This window comes from Paenibacillus barcinonensis (assembly GCF_003217495.1).
Taxonomy (GTDB): domain Bacteria; phylum Bacillota; class Bacilli; order Paenibacillales; family Paenibacillaceae; genus Paenibacillus; species Paenibacillus barcinonensis.
In genome coordinates this window covers 14,554-36,459 of the sequence record NZ_QJSW01000010.1, presented here as the reverse complement: position 1 = coordinate 36,459, position 21,906 = coordinate 14,554, and the positions used below count along the sequence as shown (strand labels likewise).

Here is a 21,906-nt window from a genome sequence, read left to right as displayed (position 1 = left end):
ATTAAAATGGAGATATTAGGAGCAATAATTTGAATAAGTTCATACAAAGGAGCATTCACATGAACCATACTCTTGCAGCACCAACACCCCCTCTTGGCTGGAATAGCTGGGACTGCTACGGCGCCGCCGTAACGGAAGCCGAGATTCGCGGTAATGCCGATTACATGGCTGAACATCTCAAGGAATACGGATGGCAATATATCACTGTAGATATTCAATGGTACGAGCCGTTAGCCGAGTCTTCTCAATATCGCCCCTTTGTGCCACTGATTATGGATGAATACTCTCGCCTGATGCCAGCCGAGAACCGTTTCCCTTCTGCAGCAGGGGGACAAGGCTTCAAACCGCTGGCTGACTACGTGCATCGTCTTGGACTCAAATTTGGTATTCATATTATGCGCGGTATACCGCGGCAAGCGGTTCATGCAGGTACGGCCCTCCTAGGTAGCGAGGCCACTGCCCGCGATATCGCTCATACCAATTCCATCTGCCCGTGGAACACGGATATGTATGGTGTGGATCACAATAAAGAAGGCGCACAAGCCTATTATGATTCATTGTTTGCATTGTATGCTTCATGGGGCGTTGATCTGGTAAAAGTCGATGATATCGCTGCTTCCAGATTATATGATACACATCAGCCTGAGATCGAGATGATCGCTACAGCCATCGAACGTGCCGGACGGCCCATGGTGCTTAGTCTTTCTCCGGGCCCTGCTCCGGTAGAATATGCAACATTTTTCGCAGAGCACGCCAATATGTGGCGAGTTACCGACGATTTCTGGGATCAATGGCCCCTCCTTCTCGATATGTTCGATCGTTGCCGCAGATGGCAGGGTATTCCGACAGAGGGATGCTGGCCAGATTGTGATATGCTGCCTCTCGGACATATCGGTATTCGTTCTGTGGATGGAGGCGGTGCTGATCGGTGGACCCGATTCACCAAAGACGAGCAATTAACGATGATGTCACTATGGAGCATCTTCCGCTCCCCTCTCATTTTTGGCGGCGAACTGAGAGACAACGATGAGTGGACGCTCTCCTTGCTGACGAACCGTGAGGTACTGCGGATGCATCGTGAGAGTTACGGTGCAAGGGAAGCACTTCATCAAGATGATCTGATCGTATGGACCGCTGATCATGCGGACGGATCTACTTATGTGGCTGTATTTAATGTAGGCGAGAAAGCACAGCTGCCAGTAAAGCTTGATTTGCAGCTCCTCGGCTTTGCTTCAACTGCGGCAATACAAGGTACCGAGCTGTGGAGTGAAGCACTGGCATCATTGGAAGGTAACATTTTAACTACAGATGTGCCATCCCATGGTGTGCGTCTGTACCGTTTCAGCTAAGCTGTTTTATGGATTATGAAGAGGAGGTCCGTCATCCGTGACAGACCTCCTCTATGCGTTGCTGCTACTTCATGTGGCTTCCTCTGGAATCTATAGCTTCAATAGCTAGTTGAAAAGCATGAATTCGTCTCTCAAGCAAGGGTATGTTCAGGTGAGCCTGCGCTGGATTTCGCCTTCATGTTCTCCAGTGAAGAAAGCAAATCCTGCATCGTAAGACATGCTTCCCCGATTGCTGCTGCGGTATATGAGTCCGATTCCTGCTCCAGAATTCCCCACCTCTCCCTCTGTAAAAATCGAAACAGAAAAGCCGCCTTTCGGCGACTTTAATAATTCACAAATTCTCAAACCTATCCATGCTCTCGGATTGATCTCATTAGTATTGATTATTTTATTTAATGACAGCGACATTGTCAAAAGAATTAAAGCACTTTTTCCAGAAAACTGATGGTACGCTCGTTCTGCGGATTGCCGAAAATTTGCTCAGGCTTGCCCTCTTCTACAATATATCCCCCGTCCATAAAAATGACACGGTCAGCAACTTCACGGGCAAAGCCCATCTCATGAGTTACAATCATCATCGTCATGCCTTCACTTGCCAGATCCTTCATAACGCCAAGCACCTCGCCAACCATTTCCGGGTCAAGCGCCGATGTCGGCTCATCGAACAGCATGACATCCGGGTTCATCGCGAGTGCCCGAGCGATAGCTACCCGCTGCTTCTGTCCACCTGAGAGCTGGCTCGGGAAGCTGTCCGCTTTATCCGAGAGGCCGACACGCTCTAACAAACGAAGCGCCGTTTCCCGTGCCTGTGCTTCATTTAATTTGCCAAGTTCCATGGGTGCAAACATAATATTTTTGAGTACATTGAAATGCGGAAACAGATTAAAGTGCTGGAACACCATACCGATGTTCTCACGCGCTTTATTAATATTGGTATCGCTGCTGTTCAAATCCTGATCATCAACGATTACATGACCTGCGGTAATGTCCTCCAGCCGATTGATGCAACGAAGAAATGTACTTTTCCCTGAACCGGACGGGCCGATGACACATACGACCTCACCCTCATTCACTGCAACGTCAATGCCTTTGAGAACCTGGTTGGAACCGAAATTTTTCTTGAGATCCTGTACTTTAATTTTAGCCACGGCGAATCTTCACCTCCATATAATCAGCAATTTTGGTCAGTGTAATGATGACGATCAAATACATCACCGCAACGGTTAACCAGATATCAAAGGAAGCAAATGTTCTTGCAATAATAATTTTACCCGATTGGGTAAGCTCAACCAGACCGATCACGGACAAAATGGACGTATCCTTCAGCGTAATAACCATCTGGTTGATAAATGAAGGAATCATGACACGAATCGCTTGAGGAATGACTATTTTCATCATGGCTTTGCGATAAGGAAGGCCGAGTGAGCGAGCCGCCTCCATCTGTCCACGGTCAATGGATTGAATACCTCCACGGATAATTTCAGTGACGTAAGCACCTGCGTTCAAACTTAACGTCAGAATGGCTGCAAGAAATAGTGGCATCGTAAAGCCAAAGGCTTGCGGAATACCAAAATAAATGAAAAATGCAAGCACCAGCAGCGGAATCCCCCGGAAAATATCAACGAATACCGTAGCAATCCCACGCAAAATTTTGTTGCGCCCTACTTTCATAAAGGCAAAGATCAATCCGATAATAAAGGCAAAGAACAGGGACATCAGCGTGTATAACAGCGTTTGCCCCAAGCCTTTCAGCAAGGCTGGAAGGGATTTGATAACCAGCTCCATTCGTCCCAGGCTTGCAACCGTTTCGGCGTTATCACCCAGATATTTGTCAACGATACGCTGGTATTCACCACTCTCCTTAATGTTTGCAAGACCTGTGTTAAACTTCTGCAGCAGCTCCTGATTTTTGCCCTTGCTTACAGCAAAACCGTAGGGTGCTCCTTTTTCCTGTTCCGTGACCACCTTCAGTCCATTGTTCTGATTCTCCCCATATTTCAGTACGGGAAAATCATCAAAGCAGGCGGCAGAATTGCCCGTTTTGACATCATCATACATCTGCGCTGAATCATCAAAAGGTACGATGGTGAATCCATACTTTGACGCGTTCGCTTCAGCAAAACGATATCCTTCCGTCCCTGTTTTAACCGCTACTTTTTTGCCACGGAGATCTTCATAGCTTTTTATGGAATCATTGTTAGCTCTGACCCCCATTACAACGCCAGATTCAAAATAAGTATTGGAAAAATCAAATTTCGTTTTACGCTCATCTGTAATACTCATGCCTGCGATCACGCCGTCCACCTGATTGGATTCCAGCGCCTGAACTGCGGCATTGAAGCCTAATGGCTTCATTTCATACTTGAAATTCTGATCTTTCGCAATAGCAGCGAGTATATCCATATCAATGCCTACAAAATCACCATTGATATCCTGAAACTCAAAAGGCGCAAAAGTAACATCTGTGCCAATCACATATTTTTTTTCTGTGCCCGACTCAGCCTGCATGCTTCCAGTCCAACCCGTGAAGCCGGACACGAGAAGCAACACCATCGTAAGTATAAGTATTGTAATCCTGTTATTCTTCATATGTCCTCCTTGTCTTGACGTCATACCATCGTTATGTTCCGCATCATGCTAAGCTTATTATTCTCAGCTCTTGACCAATCAATGCTCTTTCTACCCACCTTCATGTAATGTTTCCATGGCATTCCTCAACTGAACTTATAAAAGTCCTTCTATACTTACCCCAAGGGTGAGGTATGCGAAACAAAGACGGAAGGTCATTGCCTTTCTAACTTTTGACATGATAGGATAGCTGTTAATTGCGATTTTATTACTGGAGTGGATCAAATGTTAAAAGTAAATCGGAAGGATGCTCGTCCCATCTGGCATCAACTTCTCGATCAGGCCATTCACAATATTACAACAGGCAACTGGCCTCCGGGTGAGCTGCTGCTTCCGTCACGCGAGCTAGCTGCGCAGATTGGTGTTTCTCGCTCCACGATTCAGATTGTCTACGAGGAATTGTTCAGTCGGGGGTATACGGTCACTTCCGGACGCGGTGGTACAAGAGTTAGTCATTCCATGCACCCTGCTCGTTCTTCAGATGTGATGCCATCTGGACCCGTACCTCCCGCTTTACCTTTAGTGCACGAATCCATCGCCAAGCTGCATGGCTGGTTTGGGGATCATCTTACACCGCAGCCGGATATTGATTTCAGTCCGCACGAGCCTTACATTGACGATACCTTTGCGCAGTCCTGGAGAAAAGCCTACCTGCAAGTGTCTGCCGTGCCCCGGCTGGATAGCTGGTCATATGGCAATGCACGGGGTTATCTACCGCTACGGGAGCAAATTCAGCGTTATTTGTCATTGGAACGGGGCATTCATATTGATGCGCAGCAAATATTGTTAACTTCAGGCGCCCAACACAGCCTGGATCTTATCGCACAGGCTCTCTTAACAGAAGGAGATCTTGTATCTGTGGAGGACCCGGGCTTTCCTGCGGCATGGACCACCATGAGCTACCGTCAGATGAAGGTCGCTGCTGTACCAGTTGATGAGCATGGTTTATGTGTGGAACACATTGTCCCGCAGAGCAAGCTTGTATTTGTCACCCCGTCTCATCAATGTGCTGCTGGAGTGATTATGTCAGAACCACGCAGACAGCAATTAATACAGCTGGCCGGGCAACGAGGAATGTGGATCGTTGAAGACGATTATGACAGTGAATTCCGATATCGCGGCGAACCGCTTCCGCCTCTCTTCAGTCAACTGCCGCAGAATACACTGTATATGATGAGCTTTTCCAAAATGATTGCGCCAGGAGTTCGGTTATCTGCAATTATTGGGCCCCAGATCGCCATTGATCGGCTTACCCAAATTCAAGAGCTGACTTATCGTCACCTGCCGATTATGGAACAATTAACACTGACTCATTTTATTGAGCGCGGACATTTTATGCGTCACATGAGAAGGGTGCGTAACATCTATCGACGCAGACATGAGGTTATGACCAAAGCGATCCATTCTTGCGGACTTAGCTCGCGTTTTCGTCTGAGTGGAGTAGAAACGGGGTTACATATGCTGCTTGAAGCAGAAGCCTCGTATGACGAAGCTGCTATAACAGCAAAAGCCCTTGAACAAGGGGTCTGTGTGTATCCGCTGAGCAGATACTGTCTGGAGAGCAATCGTAAAGGCTGGGTGCTTGGTTTTGCCAAAGTCGATGAGGACCAAATCAAGGAAGGAATTTTGCGCTTTGCCCGGCTGGTTCTATGATTAGCGTACATATTATGTAGAGGTTCATTTTCTCTTTTTTCTCTGTATTTCTTTCATCTTAGGATGCTTTGCTCCAAAAATAATAAAAGCCTGCATGACATCCAGCTTAGAGGATCGCAGGCTTTACTTTACATCTGTGTCTACCCTTTCTAAAGACAGGGTTCATCAAGCATTAGGTTGAAGCCGCTTCTTAAAGAGACTGCTATGTAATAGCACATGAGCCAGAACTCCCGCCACCAGCCCCCAAAATGCACCGCCCACACCCAGCAAAGTTACGTTCGCCGCTGTGGCCAAAAAGGTGATCAATGCTGTCTCGCGTCCCTTCGGATCCGCCAGTGCATTAGCGAGACTGCCGCCAATTGTTCCGAGTAAAGCCAGCCCGGCCAAGGTGGCAATAAAAGCAGCCGGAAGAACTAAAAACAGTGCAGCTAAGGTCACACCGAAAATTCCGACAATGATATAAAAAACACCACATGCAATACCCGCAATATACCGTTTGGAGGCATCCTCATGGGCATCTTTCCCGGTGCATATCGCTGCTGTAATTGCAGCCACATTAAAGGCATGTGAACCAAATGGAGCAGCAATCAGCGAACCCAGACCCGTTACCGTTAATATGGGATTGGCACTTGTCTTAAATCCATCATTACGCAGAACGAGCATCCCTGGCATGTATTGACCTGTTAACGTAATAATGAACAGCGGCACAGCAACACCAAGTAACGCTTGTACTGAAAATTCAGGCATTACCAACACGGGAGAAGCAAATGCCAGCTGGACCGAGCTGAAGTTGGTCTTCCCGGCAACGACCAAATATAGAATACCAATCATCAATATACCGACGATAGCATATCGGGGGATAAACCGCTTTAAAACAACATAGGCTGTAAAGAGCAAAATAACCAGTAATGGCTCAACTTTAGCCCCTGCAAATGCCGAGATTCCAAACTGAAGCAGAATGCCTGCAAGCAGCCCGGAAGCGATGCCTGGCGGGATTAATCGAACAAACCGTTCAAACATTCCCGACAAGCCCAGAATTATGAATCCCACCGCCGATATCATGTAAGCGCCGATAGCTTCAGAATAGGGTGTTACAGCCAGCACTGAAACCAGAAAAGCTACACCCGGAGTAGACCAGGCCGTAATGATGGGCTCCTTATAGCGAAAGCTTAACCATATCCCCGTTATCCCTACCCCAATGGAAATAGACCAGATCCAGGAGGCTGTCATTTCCGGGCTTAACCCCGCTGCTTTGGCTGCCTGAAACACAAGAATGAAGGTCCCTCCGTAATTGACAATAACCGAGATCAAAGCGGCGATCACTGGTGATACCCAATCGCGCCCGCGTATGGTATTAGATGATATTTTCAAACTGAACCCCTGCCTCTCCTCTAATCGTTTATCTCTGTATTTTCGTTCCAGTAGTATTCATCCGGCACATAACGTGGGCCAAATACATATGTTCCTACACGTACAATGGTTGCTCCTTCTTCAATTGCGATACCGAAGTCACCAGACATGCCCATGGATAATTGCTCCATCGCTACACGTGGAATGTTTTTTTCTTTGATCTGTATGCTGAGCTGCTTCAATAGCCGAAAACACTGACGGGTTTCGTTGTTTGTTGCATTGAGCTTACCAATCGTCATCAAACCTTTCACCTGAAGCGTCTCGAATCGGGACAAGCTTTCAACAAGCTCTGCTGCCATCTCGGGCGTGGCTCCAAACTTGCTCTCTTCATACGACGTATTGATCTGTACAAGAATATCCATCGTCCGTTCTTCTTTGACAAGCTGGTTATGTAAAGCCTGCCCAAGCTTCAAACGATCCACCGAATGGATCATTGTCACAGCCTTCACAACATCCTTCACTTTATTCGTTTGCAAATGGCCAATAAAGTGCCATTCCACCTCTTTGGATTGCTGCATGAGAGAATATTTGTCGCGCAGCTCCTGCGCCTTGTTTTCTCCAAACCATCGTTCACCTGCTTGCACGGCCATCTGTAACTTGTCAAGCGGCACTGTTTTCGTTGCTAACAGCAGCTGCACATCCGCTATGTTTCGCCCAGAACGCTCACAGGCAAGTGCGATCTGTCTCCTGACCATCTTCAAATTTTCTTCAACTGAATTGCCCATGTAGAGGTTGCTCCCTTCTGTTCATCATTTTATTTTCATCGTTGTGTGGAATGTTACGTCAGTATAGCAACCTTTGGAATGATTATATATATCCAAAAACTTATATTTTGAGCAATCCATAATTCAGGATTACGGAGCTCCGGTCGAGTTTTGAATAAAGTTCATTGGGTGAGCATGACGGAAGCTTAGTAATAGAGCGGCACAAAAAAATCCCGCTCCGGCTACATCATCCAGAACGGGATTTCCATTGAACATCGGCTTGCTCATTTATTGGTTTACATTTTCCTTGGTCACCAGCTTGAGTTCAGCCGGGATGGATTTCTCCACCTGCTTGCCACTCAGTACATCCAGTGCTGCTTGCAGCGCAAGCTGTCCAATCAGTTCAGGTTGCTGAGCTACCGTTGCAGTCAGCTTGCCATTCTGAATGGATTTAATGGCATCGTCGTTACCGTCAAAGCCGATTACTGGAATATTTTTACCCGAGCTTTGAATCGCTTCAATTGCACCGAGTGCCATCTCGTCGTTATGAGCAAATACCGCTTGCACACCCGGATTGCCCTGCAACAAATTCTCCATGACATTCAGGCCTTTGGAGCGGTCAAAGTCGGCGGATTGCTTGGCAACTACATCAAGCTTCTGATCTGCAATCTCATGGAAGCCCTTGCCCCGCTCCCTTGTAGCTGATGCGCCCGGTACACCTTCAAGCTCAATGACTTTAGCACCTTCGCCCAGTTGTTTAACGATATATTCGGCTGCCATCCGTCCACCCTTTGCATTATCGGAAGCGACAAGTGCTGCAACTTCCCCTTTATCTGCAGAACGGTCGAGTGTAATCACAGGAATACCTACCGTATTGGCGGATTGCACAGCCGTGGAGATCGCTGCAGAATCTGCCGGGTTAATCAGCAAGGCATCAACGCCCTGCTGAATGAGATCGTCCACATCATTCGTCTGTTTCGCAGAGTCGTTCTGTGCATCGACCACCACAACCTGGATACCTTGCTTCTGTGCTTCAGCCACAACACCGTCTTTCAGCGATACGAAGAACGGATTGTTCAGTGTAGAGATCGACAAACCGATTTTTTTCTGTTCCTTGCCTCCGGCTGTCTTAGGTTTCGCCCAGCCTGGCGGCTCCAGCGAGCATCCGGCGAGAACCACGATCAGTATCATGCTTACAAGTGTTAATGTCCATTTTTTCATGTTGAATTCTCTCCCTTACGCAGTTTTCTTGCGGTCCAGCAGGACAGCGATAGCAATAACGACACCCTTCACAACCATCTGATAGAAGGAGTTCACACCAAGCAGGTTCAGACCGTTGTTCAGTACGCCGATGATCAGAACACCAATCAATGTACCTACAATGCGTCCCCGGCCACCCGAAAGGCTTGTTCCTCCCAGGACAACGGCAGCGATCGCATCCAGCTCGTAGGAAGTACCCGCCGTAGGCTGTGCAGAATTCAGACGTGATGTCAGGATTGCACCAGCCAGCGCAGCAAGCATACCTGCAAGGGAGTAGATCATAATTTTGACACGGGATACTTTGATGCCCGAGATAATGGACGCTTTTTCATTACCGCCGATGGCGTACGTTTTGCGGCCGAAGGCCGTTTTATGCAAAATCGTCCACAGAATAACAAACGTAATCAGCATTGTAATCGCCGGCACCGGGATGCCAAGCAAATATCCGCGTCCAAACAACTGGAACAGCAGACTGTCACCGAGACCTGTAATTGGATTACCATTGGTATATACGAGCGTCAAACCTCTGAAAATGGTCATCGTTGCGAGTGTTGCGATAAACGGAGCCATGTTGCCCTTTGTAATCATCAGTCCGTTCACCATACCCATCACACCACCAAGCGCAACCCCGATAATGATCGACAGAATCGGATCAAGACCGGATAACATCATATTGGCTACGAACGCACTGGATAATGCGAGAATGGAGCCTACCGACAAGTCAATCCCGCCCGTGAGAATAACAAAGGTCATACCAAATGCAATCAAGGCATTAATAGATACCTGGCGTAGCAAATTCAAAATGTTAAGCGGTTCCAAAAAGCTTGGATTCAGCACCGAAACGATAACAATCAGGATAATTAATCCGAGTAATGGTCCGAGTTTCTGAGTTACGCCTGACAAGCGGAAGCCGCTTTTGCCTGTTTTATTTTCCTGCATCGTTGTCATGTTACTGTCCCCCTGTAGCTAGAGTCATAATGTGTTCCTGTGTTGCTTCTTCCTTCGGCAGCACGCCGGTAATGTGACCTTCATGTACAACCGCAATTCGATCGCTCATACCCAGCACTTCCGGCAGCTCTGACGAAACCATAATGATCGCAACCCCGCGATCCGTCAGTTCATTCATGAGCTGATATATTTCACGCTTCGCACCGACGTCCACCCCGCGTGTAGGCTCGTCCAGAATGAGAACACTTGGACCAATTCCCACCCATTTGGCTATGACTACCTTCTGCTGGTTGCCCCCGGATAAGTTCCGAGCCGCGGTTTCCGAGGATTGTGTTTTGATCTGCAGTCGTTTGATCAGTGTGTCCACAAATTCCTGTTCCTTGACCGTAGAGATGAAGCCTTTGCTTGAAAAGCTGAACAAATTCGTTAATGCCATATTTTCACGGATGGAAAAATCGAGCACCAGCCCCTCATCCTTCCGATCTTCGGTAATAAAACCGATTCCGTGCTTCACCGCATCTGACGGCTTGCGAATGTTCACCTTTTTGCCGCGAAGCATGATCTCTCCGCTATCCAAGCGATCCAGTCCAAAGATGGCTCTCATCATCTCTGTACGCCCGGAGCCCATCAGACCCGAGAAGCCCAGCACTTCGCCAGCTTTGACGTCAAAGCTGACATTTTCAAACAAACCTTTGCGGCTTGCGTTTCGAACTTCAAGTATTACTTCGCCATACTTCGGATTACGGGCCGGATAACGCTCCGTTAGCTCTCTTCCCACCATTTTGCGTACGACTTCATCAAAGTTCGTCTCGGGAATCGCTTTGGTATCTACTGTTCGCCCATCACGCATGATGGTAATCCGATCACAGATCGTGAAAATTTCCTCCATTCGGTGTGAAATGTATACGATGGAGACACCGTTCTTTTGCAAGGAACGAATCACCTCAAACAGCTTCTGAATCTCACGCTCCGTCAAAGCCGCTGTTGGCTCGTCCATGATAATGACTTTGGCATCGGTCATCAATGCTTTTGCAATCTCGATCATCTGCTGCTGCCCGACCGAACACTCTCCAGCAGGACGCTCCAGCGGGATATCAACAGACAATTTAGCAAACTGCTCAATGGCAAGCGCTTTCATTTGTCTCGTATTCAGCAATCCCGTAGAGGAGGATATCTCCTTCCCGATGAACAGGTTATCCAGCACCGTCATCTCCGGCCACACATTCAGCTCCTGATGGATGAACGTGAGGCCCAGCCTTTCCGCTTCCTTGGGGCTGTCAAAATACGTTTCCTTGCCGTCAATGTTGATCGTTCCCTCATCGCGCTGATGCAGCCCGATCAGAATGTTCATCAGCGTTGATTTGCCGGCGCCGTTCTCGCCCATCAGGGCATGAACTTCACCTTCTTTTAATTCAAAATCCACACCGCTTAACACTTGGTTGGTGCCAAACGCTTTGTGAATGTTATGCATCTGAATGTGCATGGTGTGATACCTCCCTTTAACCGAAATGAACTCCCGATTGTAAAATGCAATTGGCATACGGCGTAGCCTCGCCTGTGCGAATAACGGCTTTCACCTGCCGGGTTAAAGCTTTGAATTGTTCATGATTCAAGCTGTCATCCATAGTCTCTGAGCCAAACTTGTCTTTCAGGAAAGCAAGCGTCTGCGGATTGCCTTCATGAATCTCACTGGCTACGATGACCCTCTCAATAACCATATCTTCCGCAATGACATCAAGCACTTCACGAAAGCTTGGTGTACCGAGCTGGAGTGCCAGATCAATCTTGAGCACACCATCCGGAACGGGCAAGCCCGCATCCGCAATGGCAATCTGGTCCGTGTGACCGAGATCAGATAATATTTTCGAAATATGACTGTTCAGGATGCCGTTTCTCTTCATCACAAGTTTCCCCTTTACTTCGTTTTACAGATTCGCCTCTACTTCGTCACGCGCTGGCATACCGCCCTGGGCACCAAACTTGGTAACGGATAATGATGCAGCCCGATTGGCAAAACGTACACTTTCCTGAATGGATTTGCCCTCTGCCAGAGCCACCGCAAATGCTGCATTAAAAGTATCGCCAGCTCCTGTTGTATCTACAGCTTGCACTTTATAGGTTGGAACGAGCACCTCTTCATTGCCGTCAAAATAACGTACGCCCTTGCTGCCCTCCGTAATAAAAAGCTTATTCGGATATTGACGTAAAGCCTCCGCAGGCTTCATGCCCTTGAACAAGATTTCAGCCTCATGCTCATTCGGTGTAATGTAGGATGCATTGTCGATCACCTCTTGCGGAACCTCTCGTGCTGGAGCCGGGTTGAGCAACAGTGGTGTCTGATATTTAGCGCACAACTGGCTGACATGAACTACCGTTTCTTCTGGTATCTCCTGTTGAATCAATACGATGTCTGCATTACGAATCGCTTCGGCAGCCTCATCAACATATGCAGGTGTGACCTCACGATTGGCCGCTTCGACCACAACAATGCTATTATCTCCCTCGGCCAAAATGATATGAGCTGTACCACTTTCGGAATGTGTAACCGGTTTCACATTGCTTGTATTAACACGATTTGCTTTGAAGTTCTCTAAAATGTCTGTACCGAATGTATCGTCCCCGACCCGGCCTATCATGACCACTTCGGCACCCAGACGAGCCGCTGCCACAGCCTGATTCGCACCCTTCCCGCCGGGTACCGTTTTGAAGCTTTGACCAAGCACGGTTTCTCCCGCGCCTGGTCTTCTGGAGGAGGTTACAACCAGATCCATTGAACTGCTGCCAATTACACATATGTTAGCCATCATTCTCTCACCTTTCTCGTGGTTCCCCGTTCAATGAAGGACACGGGCAACTGTATGTTTTTATTCTCAAGCTTATTTTGCTCCACTAATTGAATAAGTAATCCGGCCGCTTCTCTGCCCATTTCATATGCCGGCTGACGAATCGTAGATAATGCCGGGGATAACAGTCCACTCATCGGAATGTCGTCAAACCCGATTACCTGCACATCCACTGGTACATTCTTGCCAATACGGTGAGCTTCATGCAGGACTGCCATCGCCGCAATATCGTTACTGGCAATGACACCATCTGTGTCAGGGTATTTTCTGAAAAGCTCTTCAGCCCATACACCTGCCTCATTAAATGAAAATGAGCTTGTTTGAATGATCTCATGATCCATCCCCGCTTCGCGGATGACTTCAATTGCGCCTTCATACCGATCTTGAGCCGGTCTGATGTGCGAAGGACCTTGCATAACGGTAATACGCTTGCTCCCGCGCTGAATGATCTCCTTGGCTGCCAGTCTTCCTCCTTCTCTGCCATCGGCATACACCGAAGGTCGATCCAGTGAGGTTCTGTCGAGAAATACAACGGGAATTTTCAGCTTTTCATATATTGAAGAGTGAGGATAGTTGGTGGACGAGATCACACCCACCACGTTATTCTGGATAAACGTCTGGATGTAATCCTGCTCCTTCCGTTCATCCTCATCGCTATTTCCAAAGATTAATCTGTAGTCCTGTTCCTGCATCCGATCCTCCACACCTCGAGCAAGCTGAGGAAAATAAGGATTGGCAATGTCAGGCAGGAGCAAACCAATCAGTTTCGACTTGCGTGTATACAGTGAACGTGCCACTTCGTTCGGAGAAAAGTGAAGTGCTTTTACCGCATCCTCTACTTTTTTGCGAGTGTCTGCGTGCACATATCCCCTGTCATTAATCACCCTGGACACCGTGGCTACGGATACACCAGCCAGATTTGCTACATCTTTAATTGTTGTCATGGAATGTTCTCCTTATGTGTAACCGGTTACAGACTTAAATTATCACATTTTTTTACGTTTAGCAAGTTATCTTTTACTGGAATTAAGCACCATACTTATTGTTACGAAGCATACGCTCTTATCACAAGCAGGGATGCAGTAAATTTCTTTCCTTGTTTTCTGCCAACACAAACGCTGCATTTTATGATATGGTCTATAAGGCATGACATTAGTTTCATACATATCGTTCTGCACAACAAGCGAGGAGAAGATTAAGTGTGATCGAAAGAACAGAAAGTAATAAGAACTCGACCAGTATCAAAGATTCCACAGGAATTGCTGATGCCAGGATTGCCAGTGAATGGACTGAGACAGCAAACGCCAACCATAGAGAAATGGAACAACCCCGAAGCAAGTTCAGTGATCCCCTTATTGTAATGCTGATTGCCGGGTTATGCTGTCTGTTATGGGGAAGTGCCTATCCTTCCATCAAGCTCGGATATGTTGCATTTCACATTTTGCCTGCCGATATTGCCTCCAAATACGTGTTTGCCGGATATCGCTTCAGCCTGGCGGGGATACTGCTGCTGTTGCTGTATCGTTTTGGCTTCAGACGAAAGCTGAAGCTCAGCGGACGTGAATGGGCAGGTGTAGGCTTACTCGGCGTGCTACAGACGGGGCTGCAATACATGTTTTTCTATGTAGGTGTCGCCAATACAACGGGTGTCAAAGGCTCGATCATGAATGCAACTACGACGTTTTTCAGTGTAGTGCTAGCCCACTTTATCTATAAAAATGACAAGCTGAGCCGCAACAAAATCGTCGGCTGTGTGCTTGGGTTCATCGGTGTCATTATCGTTAACTTTCATGCAGACCTGCTTACATTCTCCTTCTCTTTTACAGGAGAAGGCTTTATCATCATCGCGGCGCTAGTGTTCTCGATTACAGCCATTTATGCGAAACGCTTAACCGCCACAATTGATGTTATGATGATCACCGGTGTCAGCCTGCTGGCTGGCGGAGTGATGCTGACCTTGCTAGGCTTATCGCTCGGCGGTCGAGTTACTCATTTCTCATGGGAATCCACGATAAATCTGGTATATCTGGCCCTGTTATCTTCTGTGGCCTTCTGTTTATGGAATGTGTTACTGAAATACAACAAGGTCGGCAGAGTATCGGTTTATAACTTCCTGATTCCGATCTTTGGCGCACTGTTATCCGCACTTTTTCTGGGTGAAACCATCTGGGAGCTGAAAAATCTGATTGCGTTAGTGTTGGTGTCCGTAGGTATTTATTTGGTGAATCGGGTCAGTTCCCTTCGAATGACAAAAATCCGCTAAAGCGTTCTTTAGCGGATTTTTGTTATACAATACTGGAAAAAGATAATGAAATAACTACTTGGGAGTATATATGATAAAAATGAAGAAACCCCGCTGATCGCTACAGCAGGGTTGGAGAATGAAACCACCAGCTATTACATTCGCTTACAGACAGGAATACACTGCGTTACGCAAGCGCCGATGCACATAGTGCTCCTGGCTGTTCAACAGATGCTGCGCATACATCACCGTCAGCCCTGAATCCGGGTCTATGATAGCCATACAGCCAGCTGCACCTGCCCAGCCAAACTCCCCGATTGGACTTAATGAACCGCTTCCAGCCTTGGAGATATGAGTACGAACTCCGAGGCCATAACCGTAGCCATACATGTGATCCCAGGAGAAATCTGGTCGTGTCATGTCGTTCAGGTGATCGGTTCTCATCAACTCCACGGAAGCACGGGACAGAATTCGAACCCCCTCAGGACTTGTGCCATACCCGGTCAGTGCATTCAGAAACTTGGCATAATCAGTCACCGTGGATAACAATCCGGCACCACCACTGTCCAGTTCTGTACCTATACGGAAACCGTTACCGTCCATTCGTACAGCTTTATCTTGCTGTTCATCGAACAGGTATTGCGGAATCAATCGAGTCTGCTGCTTTTCGTTCAGATCAAACGTTGTATCATTCATGCCCAGCGGTTTAATAATTTCGTCTTGCAGGTATGTGCCAAAGCGTTTCCCGCTCACTACTTCAATCAGAGCACCCAGCACATCATGACACATGCTGTAATTCCAGTGTGTTCCCGGTTCAAACATCAGTGGTTCTTTCGCCAGAGCTCTCGCAAACTCGCGTGTAGGCAGCGTTCCGTTGGTACGCTCAACTGCTTCCTGGATGCTTGGCGCGTTGATATCATATGAAAAGCCCGCAGTCATCGTAAATAGATCACGTACCGTAATCGGTCTTGCCGCTTTCTCGTAGTAAACCTCGCCATTGGGCAGGGTCTTCTTCACCTGCATTTCCGCGAATTCAGGCAAATACTGAGACAGCGGGTCAAGCAAAAGAATATCCCCTTTTTCAACCAACTGAAGCGCAGCAACACAAGTCATGATCTTGGTCATGGAGTATAGATTAAAGATGGCGTTATCCCGAATAGGAGTCTTCTCCTCCACATTTTCGAATCCATTGCGATACTGGAAAACGATTTCGTTATGATGCATAACTAGAACTTCTGCCCATGGCACTCTCCATGATGTTAAGCGATCAATTAATGAAGCAACCGGTGTAAAGTCCATATTTCCCCATCCTTATATGTAGAATTGTTTGGTTTGTGCCCTTTATAGAGCACCTAGCGAAATATACTTCTCTTCCGTTTAACATATACTACTATACGACCTTTTGCACTTATTGACTAGCTTGATTATCTATTCATTCCGTTAGGGGAAGTATTGCTGTTCAAATGGTAAAAAGCCAGTCCATAACTGGATTGGCTTACACACGTACCATAATATTAAAATGCTGATTCGGCTCAAGTTCTCTTGTTCTCCACCGACTTCATCCGGTTCTGATCATCTGTCACATGATCCTGACTGAATTCCTGGCCTGCCTCCATCTCAGTGTGACCGGATACGGAACGGGAATAATTCGTGAATTGCCTTTTGTGATCGTCTTGCTCATGTTTATGCTTCAAAAGCTCCTGTGGGTCCTGCTTTGCCATAACATTCGCCTCCTTCAGATCGTCTATTTCTTCACACTACACAAGTTTTCCATAAGGAAGCAGCGCTTATGCATGAAATGAAGACTTATCACGTAAAACCGAGCTAGAGGCTCCATGATGAAAAAATATGATTACGTTATTTCATGAAAATGAAATAAGTAAAAAATAAGAATAAGCGCCGACAAGAGGTTTGCTCTTATCAACGCTTGTTCTTAGTGAATGTCCTTCTTCTTGAAATTGCCGCCCTTCACTTCGGCTACATCATAGACAACAACAAAGGCTGCCGGGTCAATCTCGTTAATAATCTCCTTGATTTTACTTTCTTCCATCCTGTTAATTACACAGGTGATCTCCTTGAACTGCTCGTTTGAGTATCCTCCATATGCGTCTGTGTACGTTGCTCCACGTCCAAGCCGGTCACGAATGGTCTCCACCATAACTTCCGGTTGAGTTGTAATGATCTTAAACGTCTTGGAACCGCTCAAGCCTTCTTCCACAATATGTATCACTTTAGAAGCAATAAAATAAGCAAGTCCTGACAAGATAGCTCCTTGCAAACCAAATACCGTCGAAACAATGATGAACACAAACATGTTCAGAAACAAAATCAAGTCACTCGTACCGAATGGTAACTTGCGCGATAACAACACAGCAAGCATGTCAATCCCATCCAGCGCTCCACCGTTACGCAATGCAAGACCCATACCAAAACCGATGATGATACCACCCACAACCGTAACCAGCAGCGTATCTCCTTCAATAATCGTTGGCACACGATGCATAAGGCTGGCACTGATCGCAAGTGAGGCAATTCCAATCACGGAGTACAAAGCAAAGCTCTTACCGATCTGCTTGTAACCCAGCCATACAAACGGAATATTTAACACCCCGATCAATAAACCGAGTGGTAATCCGAATAGTTTTGAACCTACGATACTGAGACCCGTAACCCCGCCGTCCGATACCTGGTTAGGAATCAAAATGGCTTCCAGACCGTATGCCGTGATGAATCCTCCAATAATGATGAGCAAAACTTTAGAGAGGATTTTAAGCAGGTTTGACTTGTGAGCTCTTTGTTGATGCATTCCTTTTCCCCCTTGATGAACGATAACCGCTTGAAAAATGAATAAACATAAAAAATAGTCTATAACAAAAATCACACATTTGGCAATAGAAGGCTGCCCTTGAAGCTTCATTGAACACCGCTTTACGCAGCATCCTTGTTACATTATTTCCCGATAAATGAGCGATATGCCGTGATCTTCAGTTCCAGCATTTCATTCGCTGCATGCAGTGTATACATCTGCTGTTCAACTGACTTTTTATGGTCCTCCAGAAGCTTCAGTCGCTCAGATGCCGTGTGCTCCCCTTCCTGAAATAAGGAAGCATACTGCTTGATAACAGCAATAGGCATCTGTGTTTCTTTTAATTTGATAACAAACTGGAGCCACTTCAGATGAGACTCATTGTATCGTCTGTCTCCGCTGGGATCACGCAACGGAATGATGATCTGTTCCTTCTCATAATAACGCAGTGTATGTGCACTGATTCCTAACATCTCGGCGACTTCTCCGATAGTATGCATAGTTTTTCCACCTCCTCTGCCTTCGTGCTTGACTTAGAGTAAACTCTAATCAGTATAATCAATTCGTGGTCATCCCACAATATAGATTGAAATGATCCCAGGAGGAATTCACATGAAATATACAGTCATTACAGGCGCCAGCTCAGGTATCGGATATGAAGCAGCTTTAGCTTTTGCAGCCAGAGGCAAACATTTAATTCTCGCTGCCCGCAGAACAGAAGCATTGAATTCATTGAAAAATAAGCTTGCCGAGATCAACCCCGAGTTGGATGTTGTTATTCGCACAGTAGATTTGTCGATTGCATCTGATGTGCATGCTTTCTATGAAAGCTTGAAGGATTACTCCATTGAAACGTGGATTAACAACGCTGGCTTTGGCAATTTTGCTTCCGTTGGCGAGCAGCATCTACCCAAAATTGAGCAAATGCTTCATTTGAATATCGAAGCTCTTACAATCCTCTCAACCCTTTACGTTCGAGATTACGCCGAGGTCCCTGGTACCCAGATTATTAATATCTCTTCAGGAGGCGGATATACTATCGTCCCGGACGCAGTGACGTATTGCGCGACCAAATTTTATGTAAGTGCATTTACCGAAGGACTGGCACAAGAATTGAAAAGCAAAAACGTACCGATGCAAGCCAAAGTGCTGGCTCCTGCCGCTACAGAAACCGAGTTTGCTGAACGTGCCTTTGACCTGGATCAGTTTGAATATGAAGGGCGTGTACCCAAGTTCCATACAGCCGAGCAAATGGCCGGATTTTTGCTGGATCTCTATGACAGCGAATATGTCGTAGGCATTGTCAACGGACTAACGTATGAATTCGAACTGAAAAATCCTGTCTTCCCTTACGCCAGCAGAGCAGCTAGTAAACCGGTCGATTCACAGCAATAATGCTTAAAAAAACAGCAATAGCCGCAAACATATAAATAAACGTTGTTTTATAAGCAAAAAGAGCTGCTCTGGGTCACATTAGATGTGAACCTGGAGCAGCTCTTTGTATTTAAGTTAATACATAACAGATGTACTACCTTCGCTATGTCATGAAATATAACAACGGATTAAGCCAAACGCATTTTGAAATCCTGATATCCGAATTCACGAACGACTTCACAATCGCCGTCTTTACGCTTCACCGCAATAGCCGGCAGCGGCATGCCGTTGAACGTATTAGTTTTAACCATGGAGTAGATCGCCATGTCTTCAAATACGAGACGATCGCCTTCTTTCAGAGGCTCATCAAAGGAATAATCACCAATAACATCACCAGACAGACAGGTTTGTCCACCCAGGCGATACAGATGAGGCTTCTCACCCACTTCACCTGAACCGATCAACGGCGGGCGGTAAGGCATCTCCAGTACATCTGGCATATGGCATGTCGCAGACGTGTCCAGAATGGCAATGTCCATTCCATTTTTATGGAAATCGAGTACAGATGTTACAAGGAACCCTGCGTTCAGTGCTACCGCTTCCCCAGGCTCCAGATATACTTCGAGGCCATAGTCATTTTGCATACGCTTGATGCACGCTTCCAATCTTGGAATATCATAATCTTCGCGTGTGATGTGGTGGCCTCCACCGAAGTTGATCCATTCCATCTGTGGCAGCCACTGTCCAAACTTCTCTACAACAGCATTCAGCGTAGTTTCCAGATCGTCCGAATTTTGCTGACATAGTGTATGGAAGTGAAGTCCAGATACCCCTTCCAGCAGCTCTGCACGGAAATCCTCCTGCTTAGCGCCGAAGCGTGAACCCGGAGAACACGGATCATAGATCTCGTGTCCTTCCTGCGTAGAGCATTCCGGGTTCACACGCAAGCCAACCTTGCGGCCAGCCTGCAGTGCTTTATCCTTGAATTTCGCCAGCTGTGAGAAGGAGTTAAAGATGATGTGATCACAGATCGAAATAATCTCATCCATCTCTTCCTCACGATACGCTGGAGCAAACACATGATTCTCTTTGCCCATCTCTTCATGTCCGAGACGCGCTTCATACAAACCACTCGCTGTTGCGCCAGACAAGTATTCTCCAATGAGCGGATACATGGCTGTCATGGAAAATGCCTTCTGCGCAAGTACGATTTTGGCACCTGTACGCTGCATTACACCGTTCAGGATTTTCAGATTTTTCTCAATCAGAGCTTCGTCAACAACAAAACATGGCGTAGGCAGCTGTTCAAACTGCATGTTAGCGAACAAGCTCCGATTCTTTGGCTTTGGACTCTTCCGGCAATGCATCAACAAGAACCGGGTTGAAGTCTTCTACCCAAGGAAGACCCCATTTGTTCAGTTCTTCCATGAACGGATCCGGGTTGAACTCTTCCACGTTGTATACGCCTGGTTTGTTCCATTTGCCTGTCATCACCATTGCTGCACCGATCATTGCTGGAACACCTGTAGTGTAAGAGATCGCTTGGGAGCCAACTTCTTTGTAGCACTCTTGGTGATCACAGATGTTGTATACGTAATATGTTTTGTCTTGACCATCTTTTTTACCTTTAAAGATACAGCCGATGTTTGTTTTACCTACAGTACGAGGTCCAAGGGACGCCGGATCAGGCAGAACAGCTTTCAGGAACTGCAAAGGAATAATTTGTTTGCCTTCAAATTCGATTGGCTCAATCGAAGTCATGCCTACATTTTCCAAAGCTTTCAAGTGAGTCAGATAGCTTTGACCAAATGTCATGAAGAAACGGATACGTTTCAAGCCAGGGATGTTCTTAGCGAGAGACTCCAGCTCTTCGTGATACAAAAGGTACATGTCTTTCTCGCCAACTTCTTTGAAGTCATAGACACGTTTGATCTCCATCGGTTTCGTTTCGATCCATTCACCGTTCTCCCAGTATCTGCCGTTCGCAGAAACTTCACGAATGTTGATCTCCGGGTTGAAGTTGGTAGCAAACGGATAACCGTGATCGCCGCCGTTGCAGTCGAGAATATCAATATATTCGATTTCGTCAAAATAGTGCTTCAATGCGTAGGCAGAGAATACGCCCGTTACACCCGGGTCAAAGCCGCTGCCAAGCAGTGCCGTAATGCCTGCTTTTTCAAAACGCTCTTTGTAATCCCACTGCCAGCTGTATTCAAATTTTGCCGTATCTTCCGGCTCATAATTCGCTGTGTCCATGTAGTTTGTTTTCGTTGCAAGGCACGCGTCCATGATCGTCAGATCCTGGTATGGCAACGCAAGGTTCATTACGATATCCGGTTGGAACTCATTGATCAATGCGATAAGTTCTTCCACATTGTCTGCATCTACTTGAGCAGTCGAGATTTTAGTTTTGCCGCCATCCAGCTTCGCTTTCAGTTCGTCACATTTGGATTTTGTACGGCTTGCGATACAGATTTCTTCAAAAACCTCGCTGTTTTGAACGCATTTGTGTACTGCCACAGAAGCCACGCCGCCGGCGCCGATGATTAGTGCTTTTCCCATTTTCTCATTCTCCTATCCCCATAATTAGGATTTTTAGTTTAGTTTTCTTCATAAAAATTCCAAGACGATCGCAGTTGATTGTTTCATTATGCAACGTCCACCCGCTCCTGATACAATAAAAAAAGCA

Annotated in this window: 21 protein-coding genes; 4 read left to right on the top strand and 17 right to left on the bottom strand. The window is 46.7% G+C overall.

The window, feature by feature from the left end:
* Positions 1–59: 59 nt before the first annotated feature.
* The gene (locus DFQ00_RS16080; RefSeq protein ID WP_110897514.1) at positions 60–1,349 is read left to right on the top strand and encodes a glycoside hydrolase family 27 protein; all 1,290 of its coding nucleotides are present in this window, start codon (positions 60–62) and stop codon (positions 1,347–1,349) included.
* A 147-nt stretch (positions 1,350–1,496) separates the two neighbouring features.
* Here DFQ00_RS16080 and DFQ00_RS29545 read toward each other — a convergent pair whose 3' ends face one another.
* Genes DFQ00_RS29545 through DFQ00_RS16070 form a run of 3 tightly spaced genes read right to left on the bottom strand, consistent with a single transcriptional unit; the run spans position 1,497 to position 3,938 of the window.
* Positions 1,497–1,763: a hypothetical protein gene (locus tag DFQ00_RS29545; protein WP_146236181.1), complete on the bottom strand. Its 267-nt coding sequence runs from the start codon at positions 1,761–1,763 to the stop codon at positions 1,497–1,499.
* Between the two features lie 5 nt (positions 1,764–1,768).
* On the bottom strand, positions 1,769–2,497 hold the full coding sequence (locus tag DFQ00_RS16075) for an amino acid ABC transporter ATP-binding protein (protein WP_110897513.1): 729 nt from the start codon (positions 2,495–2,497) through the stop codon (positions 1,769–1,771).
* Positions 2,490–3,938: an amino acid ABC transporter substrate-binding protein/permease gene (locus DFQ00_RS16070; protein ID WP_110897512.1), complete on the bottom strand. Its 1,449-nt coding sequence runs from the start codon at positions 3,936–3,938 to the stop codon at positions 2,490–2,492. The genes DFQ00_RS16075 and DFQ00_RS16070 overlap by 8 nt, the downstream gene beginning before the upstream one ends.
* A 264-nt stretch (positions 3,939–4,202) precedes the next feature.
* Here DFQ00_RS16070 and pdxR point away from each other — a divergent pair, with 264 nt between their 5' ends.
* Positions 4,203–5,630: a MocR-like pyridoxine biosynthesis transcription factor PdxR gene (gene pdxR / locus DFQ00_RS16065; protein ID WP_110897511.1), complete on the top strand. Its 1,428-nt coding sequence runs from the start codon at positions 4,203–4,205 to the stop codon at positions 5,628–5,630.
* 165 nt (positions 5,631–5,795) lie between these two features.
* Here the strand turns inward: pdxR and DFQ00_RS16060 are convergent, their stop codons facing one another.
* The 8 genes from DFQ00_RS16060 to DFQ00_RS16025 form a co-directional block, all read right to left on the bottom strand.
* The gene (locus tag DFQ00_RS16060) at positions 5,796–7,001 is read right to left on the bottom strand and encodes a benzoate/H(+) symporter BenE family transporter (protein WP_110897510.1); all 1,206 of its coding nucleotides are present in this window, start codon (positions 6,999–7,001) and stop codon (positions 5,796–5,798) included.
* Positions 7,002–7,021: 20 nt separating this feature from the next.
* A complete protein-coding gene (locus DFQ00_RS16055; RefSeq protein ID WP_110897509.1) occupies positions 7,022–7,765 on the bottom strand; it encodes a YggS family pyridoxal phosphate-dependent enzyme in 744 nt (247 codons plus the stop codon).
* Positions 7,766–8,032: 267 nt separating this feature from the next.
* A complete protein-coding gene (gene rbsB / locus DFQ00_RS16050; protein ID WP_110897508.1) occupies positions 8,033–8,965 on the bottom strand; it encodes a ribose ABC transporter substrate-binding protein RbsB in 933 nt (310 codons plus the stop codon).
* A 15-nt stretch (positions 8,966–8,980) separates the two neighbouring features.
* Positions 8,981–9,943: an ABC transporter permease subunit gene (locus tag DFQ00_RS16045; RefSeq protein ID WP_425271033.1), complete on the bottom strand. Its 963-nt coding sequence runs from the start codon at positions 9,941–9,943 to the stop codon at positions 8,981–8,983.
* A gap of 10 nt (positions 9,944–9,953) precedes the next feature.
* Positions 9,954–11,435, bottom strand: a complete 1,482-nt coding sequence (locus DFQ00_RS16040; RefSeq protein WP_110897506.1) for a sugar ABC transporter ATP-binding protein — start codon at positions 11,433–11,435, stop codon at positions 9,954–9,956.
* A gap of 16 nt (positions 11,436–11,451) precedes the next feature.
* On the bottom strand, positions 11,452–11,853 hold the full coding sequence (gene rbsD, locus DFQ00_RS16035; protein WP_110897505.1) for a D-ribose pyranase: 402 nt from the start codon (positions 11,851–11,853) through the stop codon (positions 11,452–11,454).
* Between the two features lie 24 nt (positions 11,854–11,877).
* The gene (rbsK, locus tag DFQ00_RS16030; protein ID WP_110897504.1) at positions 11,878–12,756 is read right to left on the bottom strand and encodes a ribokinase; all 879 of its coding nucleotides are present in this window, start codon (positions 12,754–12,756) and stop codon (positions 11,878–11,880) included.
* Positions 12,756–13,739: a LacI family DNA-binding transcriptional regulator gene (locus DFQ00_RS16025; RefSeq protein ID WP_110897503.1), complete on the bottom strand. Its 984-nt coding sequence runs from the start codon at positions 13,737–13,739 to the stop codon at positions 12,756–12,758. The genes rbsK and DFQ00_RS16025 overlap by 1 nt, the downstream gene beginning before the upstream one ends.
* Positions 13,740–13,996: 257 nt before the next feature.
* On the opposite strand from DFQ00_RS16025, the gene DFQ00_RS16020 reads away from it, so the two are divergent.
* A complete protein-coding gene (locus DFQ00_RS16020) occupies positions 13,997–15,058 on the top strand; it encodes a DMT family transporter (protein ID WP_244213870.1) in 1,062 nt (353 codons plus the stop codon).
* Positions 15,059–15,202: 144 nt separating this feature from the next.
* Here the strand turns inward: DFQ00_RS16020 and DFQ00_RS16015 are convergent, their stop codons facing one another.
* From DFQ00_RS16015 to DFQ00_RS16000, 4 genes are all read right to left on the bottom strand, one after another.
* Positions 15,203–16,336: a serine hydrolase domain-containing protein gene (locus DFQ00_RS16015; protein ID WP_110897502.1), complete on the bottom strand. Its 1,134-nt coding sequence runs from the start codon at positions 16,334–16,336 to the stop codon at positions 15,203–15,205.
* Positions 16,337–16,569: 233 nt separating this feature from the next.
* Positions 16,570–16,758, bottom strand: coding sequence for a hypothetical protein (locus tag DFQ00_RS16010; protein WP_110897501.1), 189 nt, complete (start codon positions 16,756–16,758; stop codon positions 16,570–16,572).
* Between the two features lie 212 nt (positions 16,759–16,970).
* Complete coding sequence (locus DFQ00_RS16005) at positions 16,971–17,843, bottom strand: YitT family protein (RefSeq protein ID WP_110897500.1); 873 nt, start codon at positions 17,841–17,843, stop codon at positions 16,971–16,973.
* A gap of 143 nt (positions 17,844–17,986) precedes the next feature.
* Positions 17,987–18,343, bottom strand: coding sequence for a MerR family transcriptional regulator (locus DFQ00_RS16000; protein WP_110897499.1), 357 nt, complete (start codon positions 18,341–18,343; stop codon positions 17,987–17,989).
* Between the two features lie 112 nt (positions 18,344–18,455).
* Between DFQ00_RS16000 and DFQ00_RS15995 the strand changes: the two genes are divergently transcribed.
* Entirely contained in the window at positions 18,456–19,238 is a 783-nt protein-coding gene (locus DFQ00_RS15995; RefSeq protein ID WP_110897498.1) for an SDR family NAD(P)-dependent oxidoreductase, read from the top strand.
* 167 nt (positions 19,239–19,405) lie between these two features.
* Here the strand turns inward: DFQ00_RS15995 and nspC are convergent, their stop codons facing one another.
* Both nspC and DFQ00_RS15985 read right to left on the bottom strand, forming a co-directional pair.
* The gene (gene nspC / locus DFQ00_RS15990; RefSeq protein ID WP_110897497.1) at positions 19,406–20,533 is read right to left on the bottom strand and encodes a carboxynorspermidine decarboxylase; all 1,128 of its coding nucleotides are present in this window, start codon (positions 20,531–20,533) and stop codon (positions 19,406–19,408) included.
* Position 20,534: 1 nt separating this feature from the next.
* Complete coding sequence (locus DFQ00_RS15985) at positions 20,535–21,779, bottom strand: saccharopine dehydrogenase family protein (protein ID WP_110897496.1); 1,245 nt, start codon at positions 21,777–21,779, stop codon at positions 20,535–20,537.
* Between the last annotated feature and the right edge of the window lie 127 nt (positions 21,780–21,906).

Coding starts and splice junctions, on each gene's coding strand:
- DFQ00_RS16080 (WP_110897514.1), top strand. CDS start 60: ATGAACCATACTCTTGCAGCACCAACACCCCCTCTTGGCTGGAATAGC.
- DFQ00_RS16070 (WP_110897512.1), bottom strand. CDS start 3,938: ATGAAGAATAACAGGATTACAATACTTATACTTACGATGGTGTTGCTT.
- pdxR (WP_110897511.1), top strand. CDS start 4,203: ATGTTAAAAGTAAATCGGAAGGATGCTCGTCCCATCTGGCATCAACTT.
- DFQ00_RS16055 (WP_110897509.1), bottom strand. CDS start 7,765: ATGGGCAATTCAGTTGAAGAAAATTTGAAGATGGTCAGGAGACAGATC.
- rbsB (WP_110897508.1), bottom strand. CDS start 8,965: ATGAAAAAATGGACATTAACACTTGTAAGCATGATACTGATCGTGGTT.
- DFQ00_RS16045 (WP_425271033.1), bottom strand. CDS start 9,943: ATGCAGGAAAATAAAACAGGCAAAAGCGGCTTCCGCTTGTCAGGCGTA.
- DFQ00_RS16040 (WP_110897506.1), bottom strand. CDS start 11,435: ATGCACATTCAGATGCATAACATTCACAAAGCGTTTGGCACCAACCAA.
- rbsD (WP_110897505.1), bottom strand. CDS start 11,853: ATGAAGAGAAACGGCATCCTGAACAGTCATATTTCGAAAATATTATCT.
- rbsK (WP_110897504.1), bottom strand. CDS start 12,756: ATGGCTAACATATGTGTAATTGGCAGCAGTTCAATGGATCTGGTTGTA.
- DFQ00_RS16025 (WP_110897503.1), bottom strand. CDS start 13,739: ATGACAACAATTAAAGATGTAGCAAATCTGGCTGGTGTATCCGTAGCC.
- DFQ00_RS16015 (WP_110897502.1), bottom strand. CDS start 16,336: ATGGACTTTACACCGGTTGCTTCATTAATTGATCGCTTAACATCATGG.
- DFQ00_RS16010 (WP_110897501.1), bottom strand. CDS start 16,758: ATGGCAAAGCAGGACCCACAGGAGCTTTTGAAGCATAAACATGAGCAA.
- DFQ00_RS16005 (WP_110897500.1), bottom strand. CDS start 17,843: ATGCATCAACAAAGAGCTCACAAGTCAAACCTGCTTAAAATCCTCTCT.
- DFQ00_RS16000 (WP_110897499.1), bottom strand. CDS start 18,343: ATGCATACTATCGGAGAAGTCGCCGAGATGTTAGGAATCAGTGCACAT.
- DFQ00_RS15995 (WP_110897498.1), top strand. CDS start 18,456: ATGAAATATACAGTCATTACAGGCGCCAGCTCAGGTATCGGATATGAA.
- nspC (WP_110897497.1), bottom strand. CDS start 20,533: ATGCAGTTTGAACAGCTGCCTACGCCATGTTTTGTTGTTGACGAAGCT.
- DFQ00_RS15985 (WP_110897496.1), bottom strand. CDS start 21,779: ATGGGAAAAGCACTAATCATCGGCGCCGGCGGCGTGGCTTCTGTGGCA.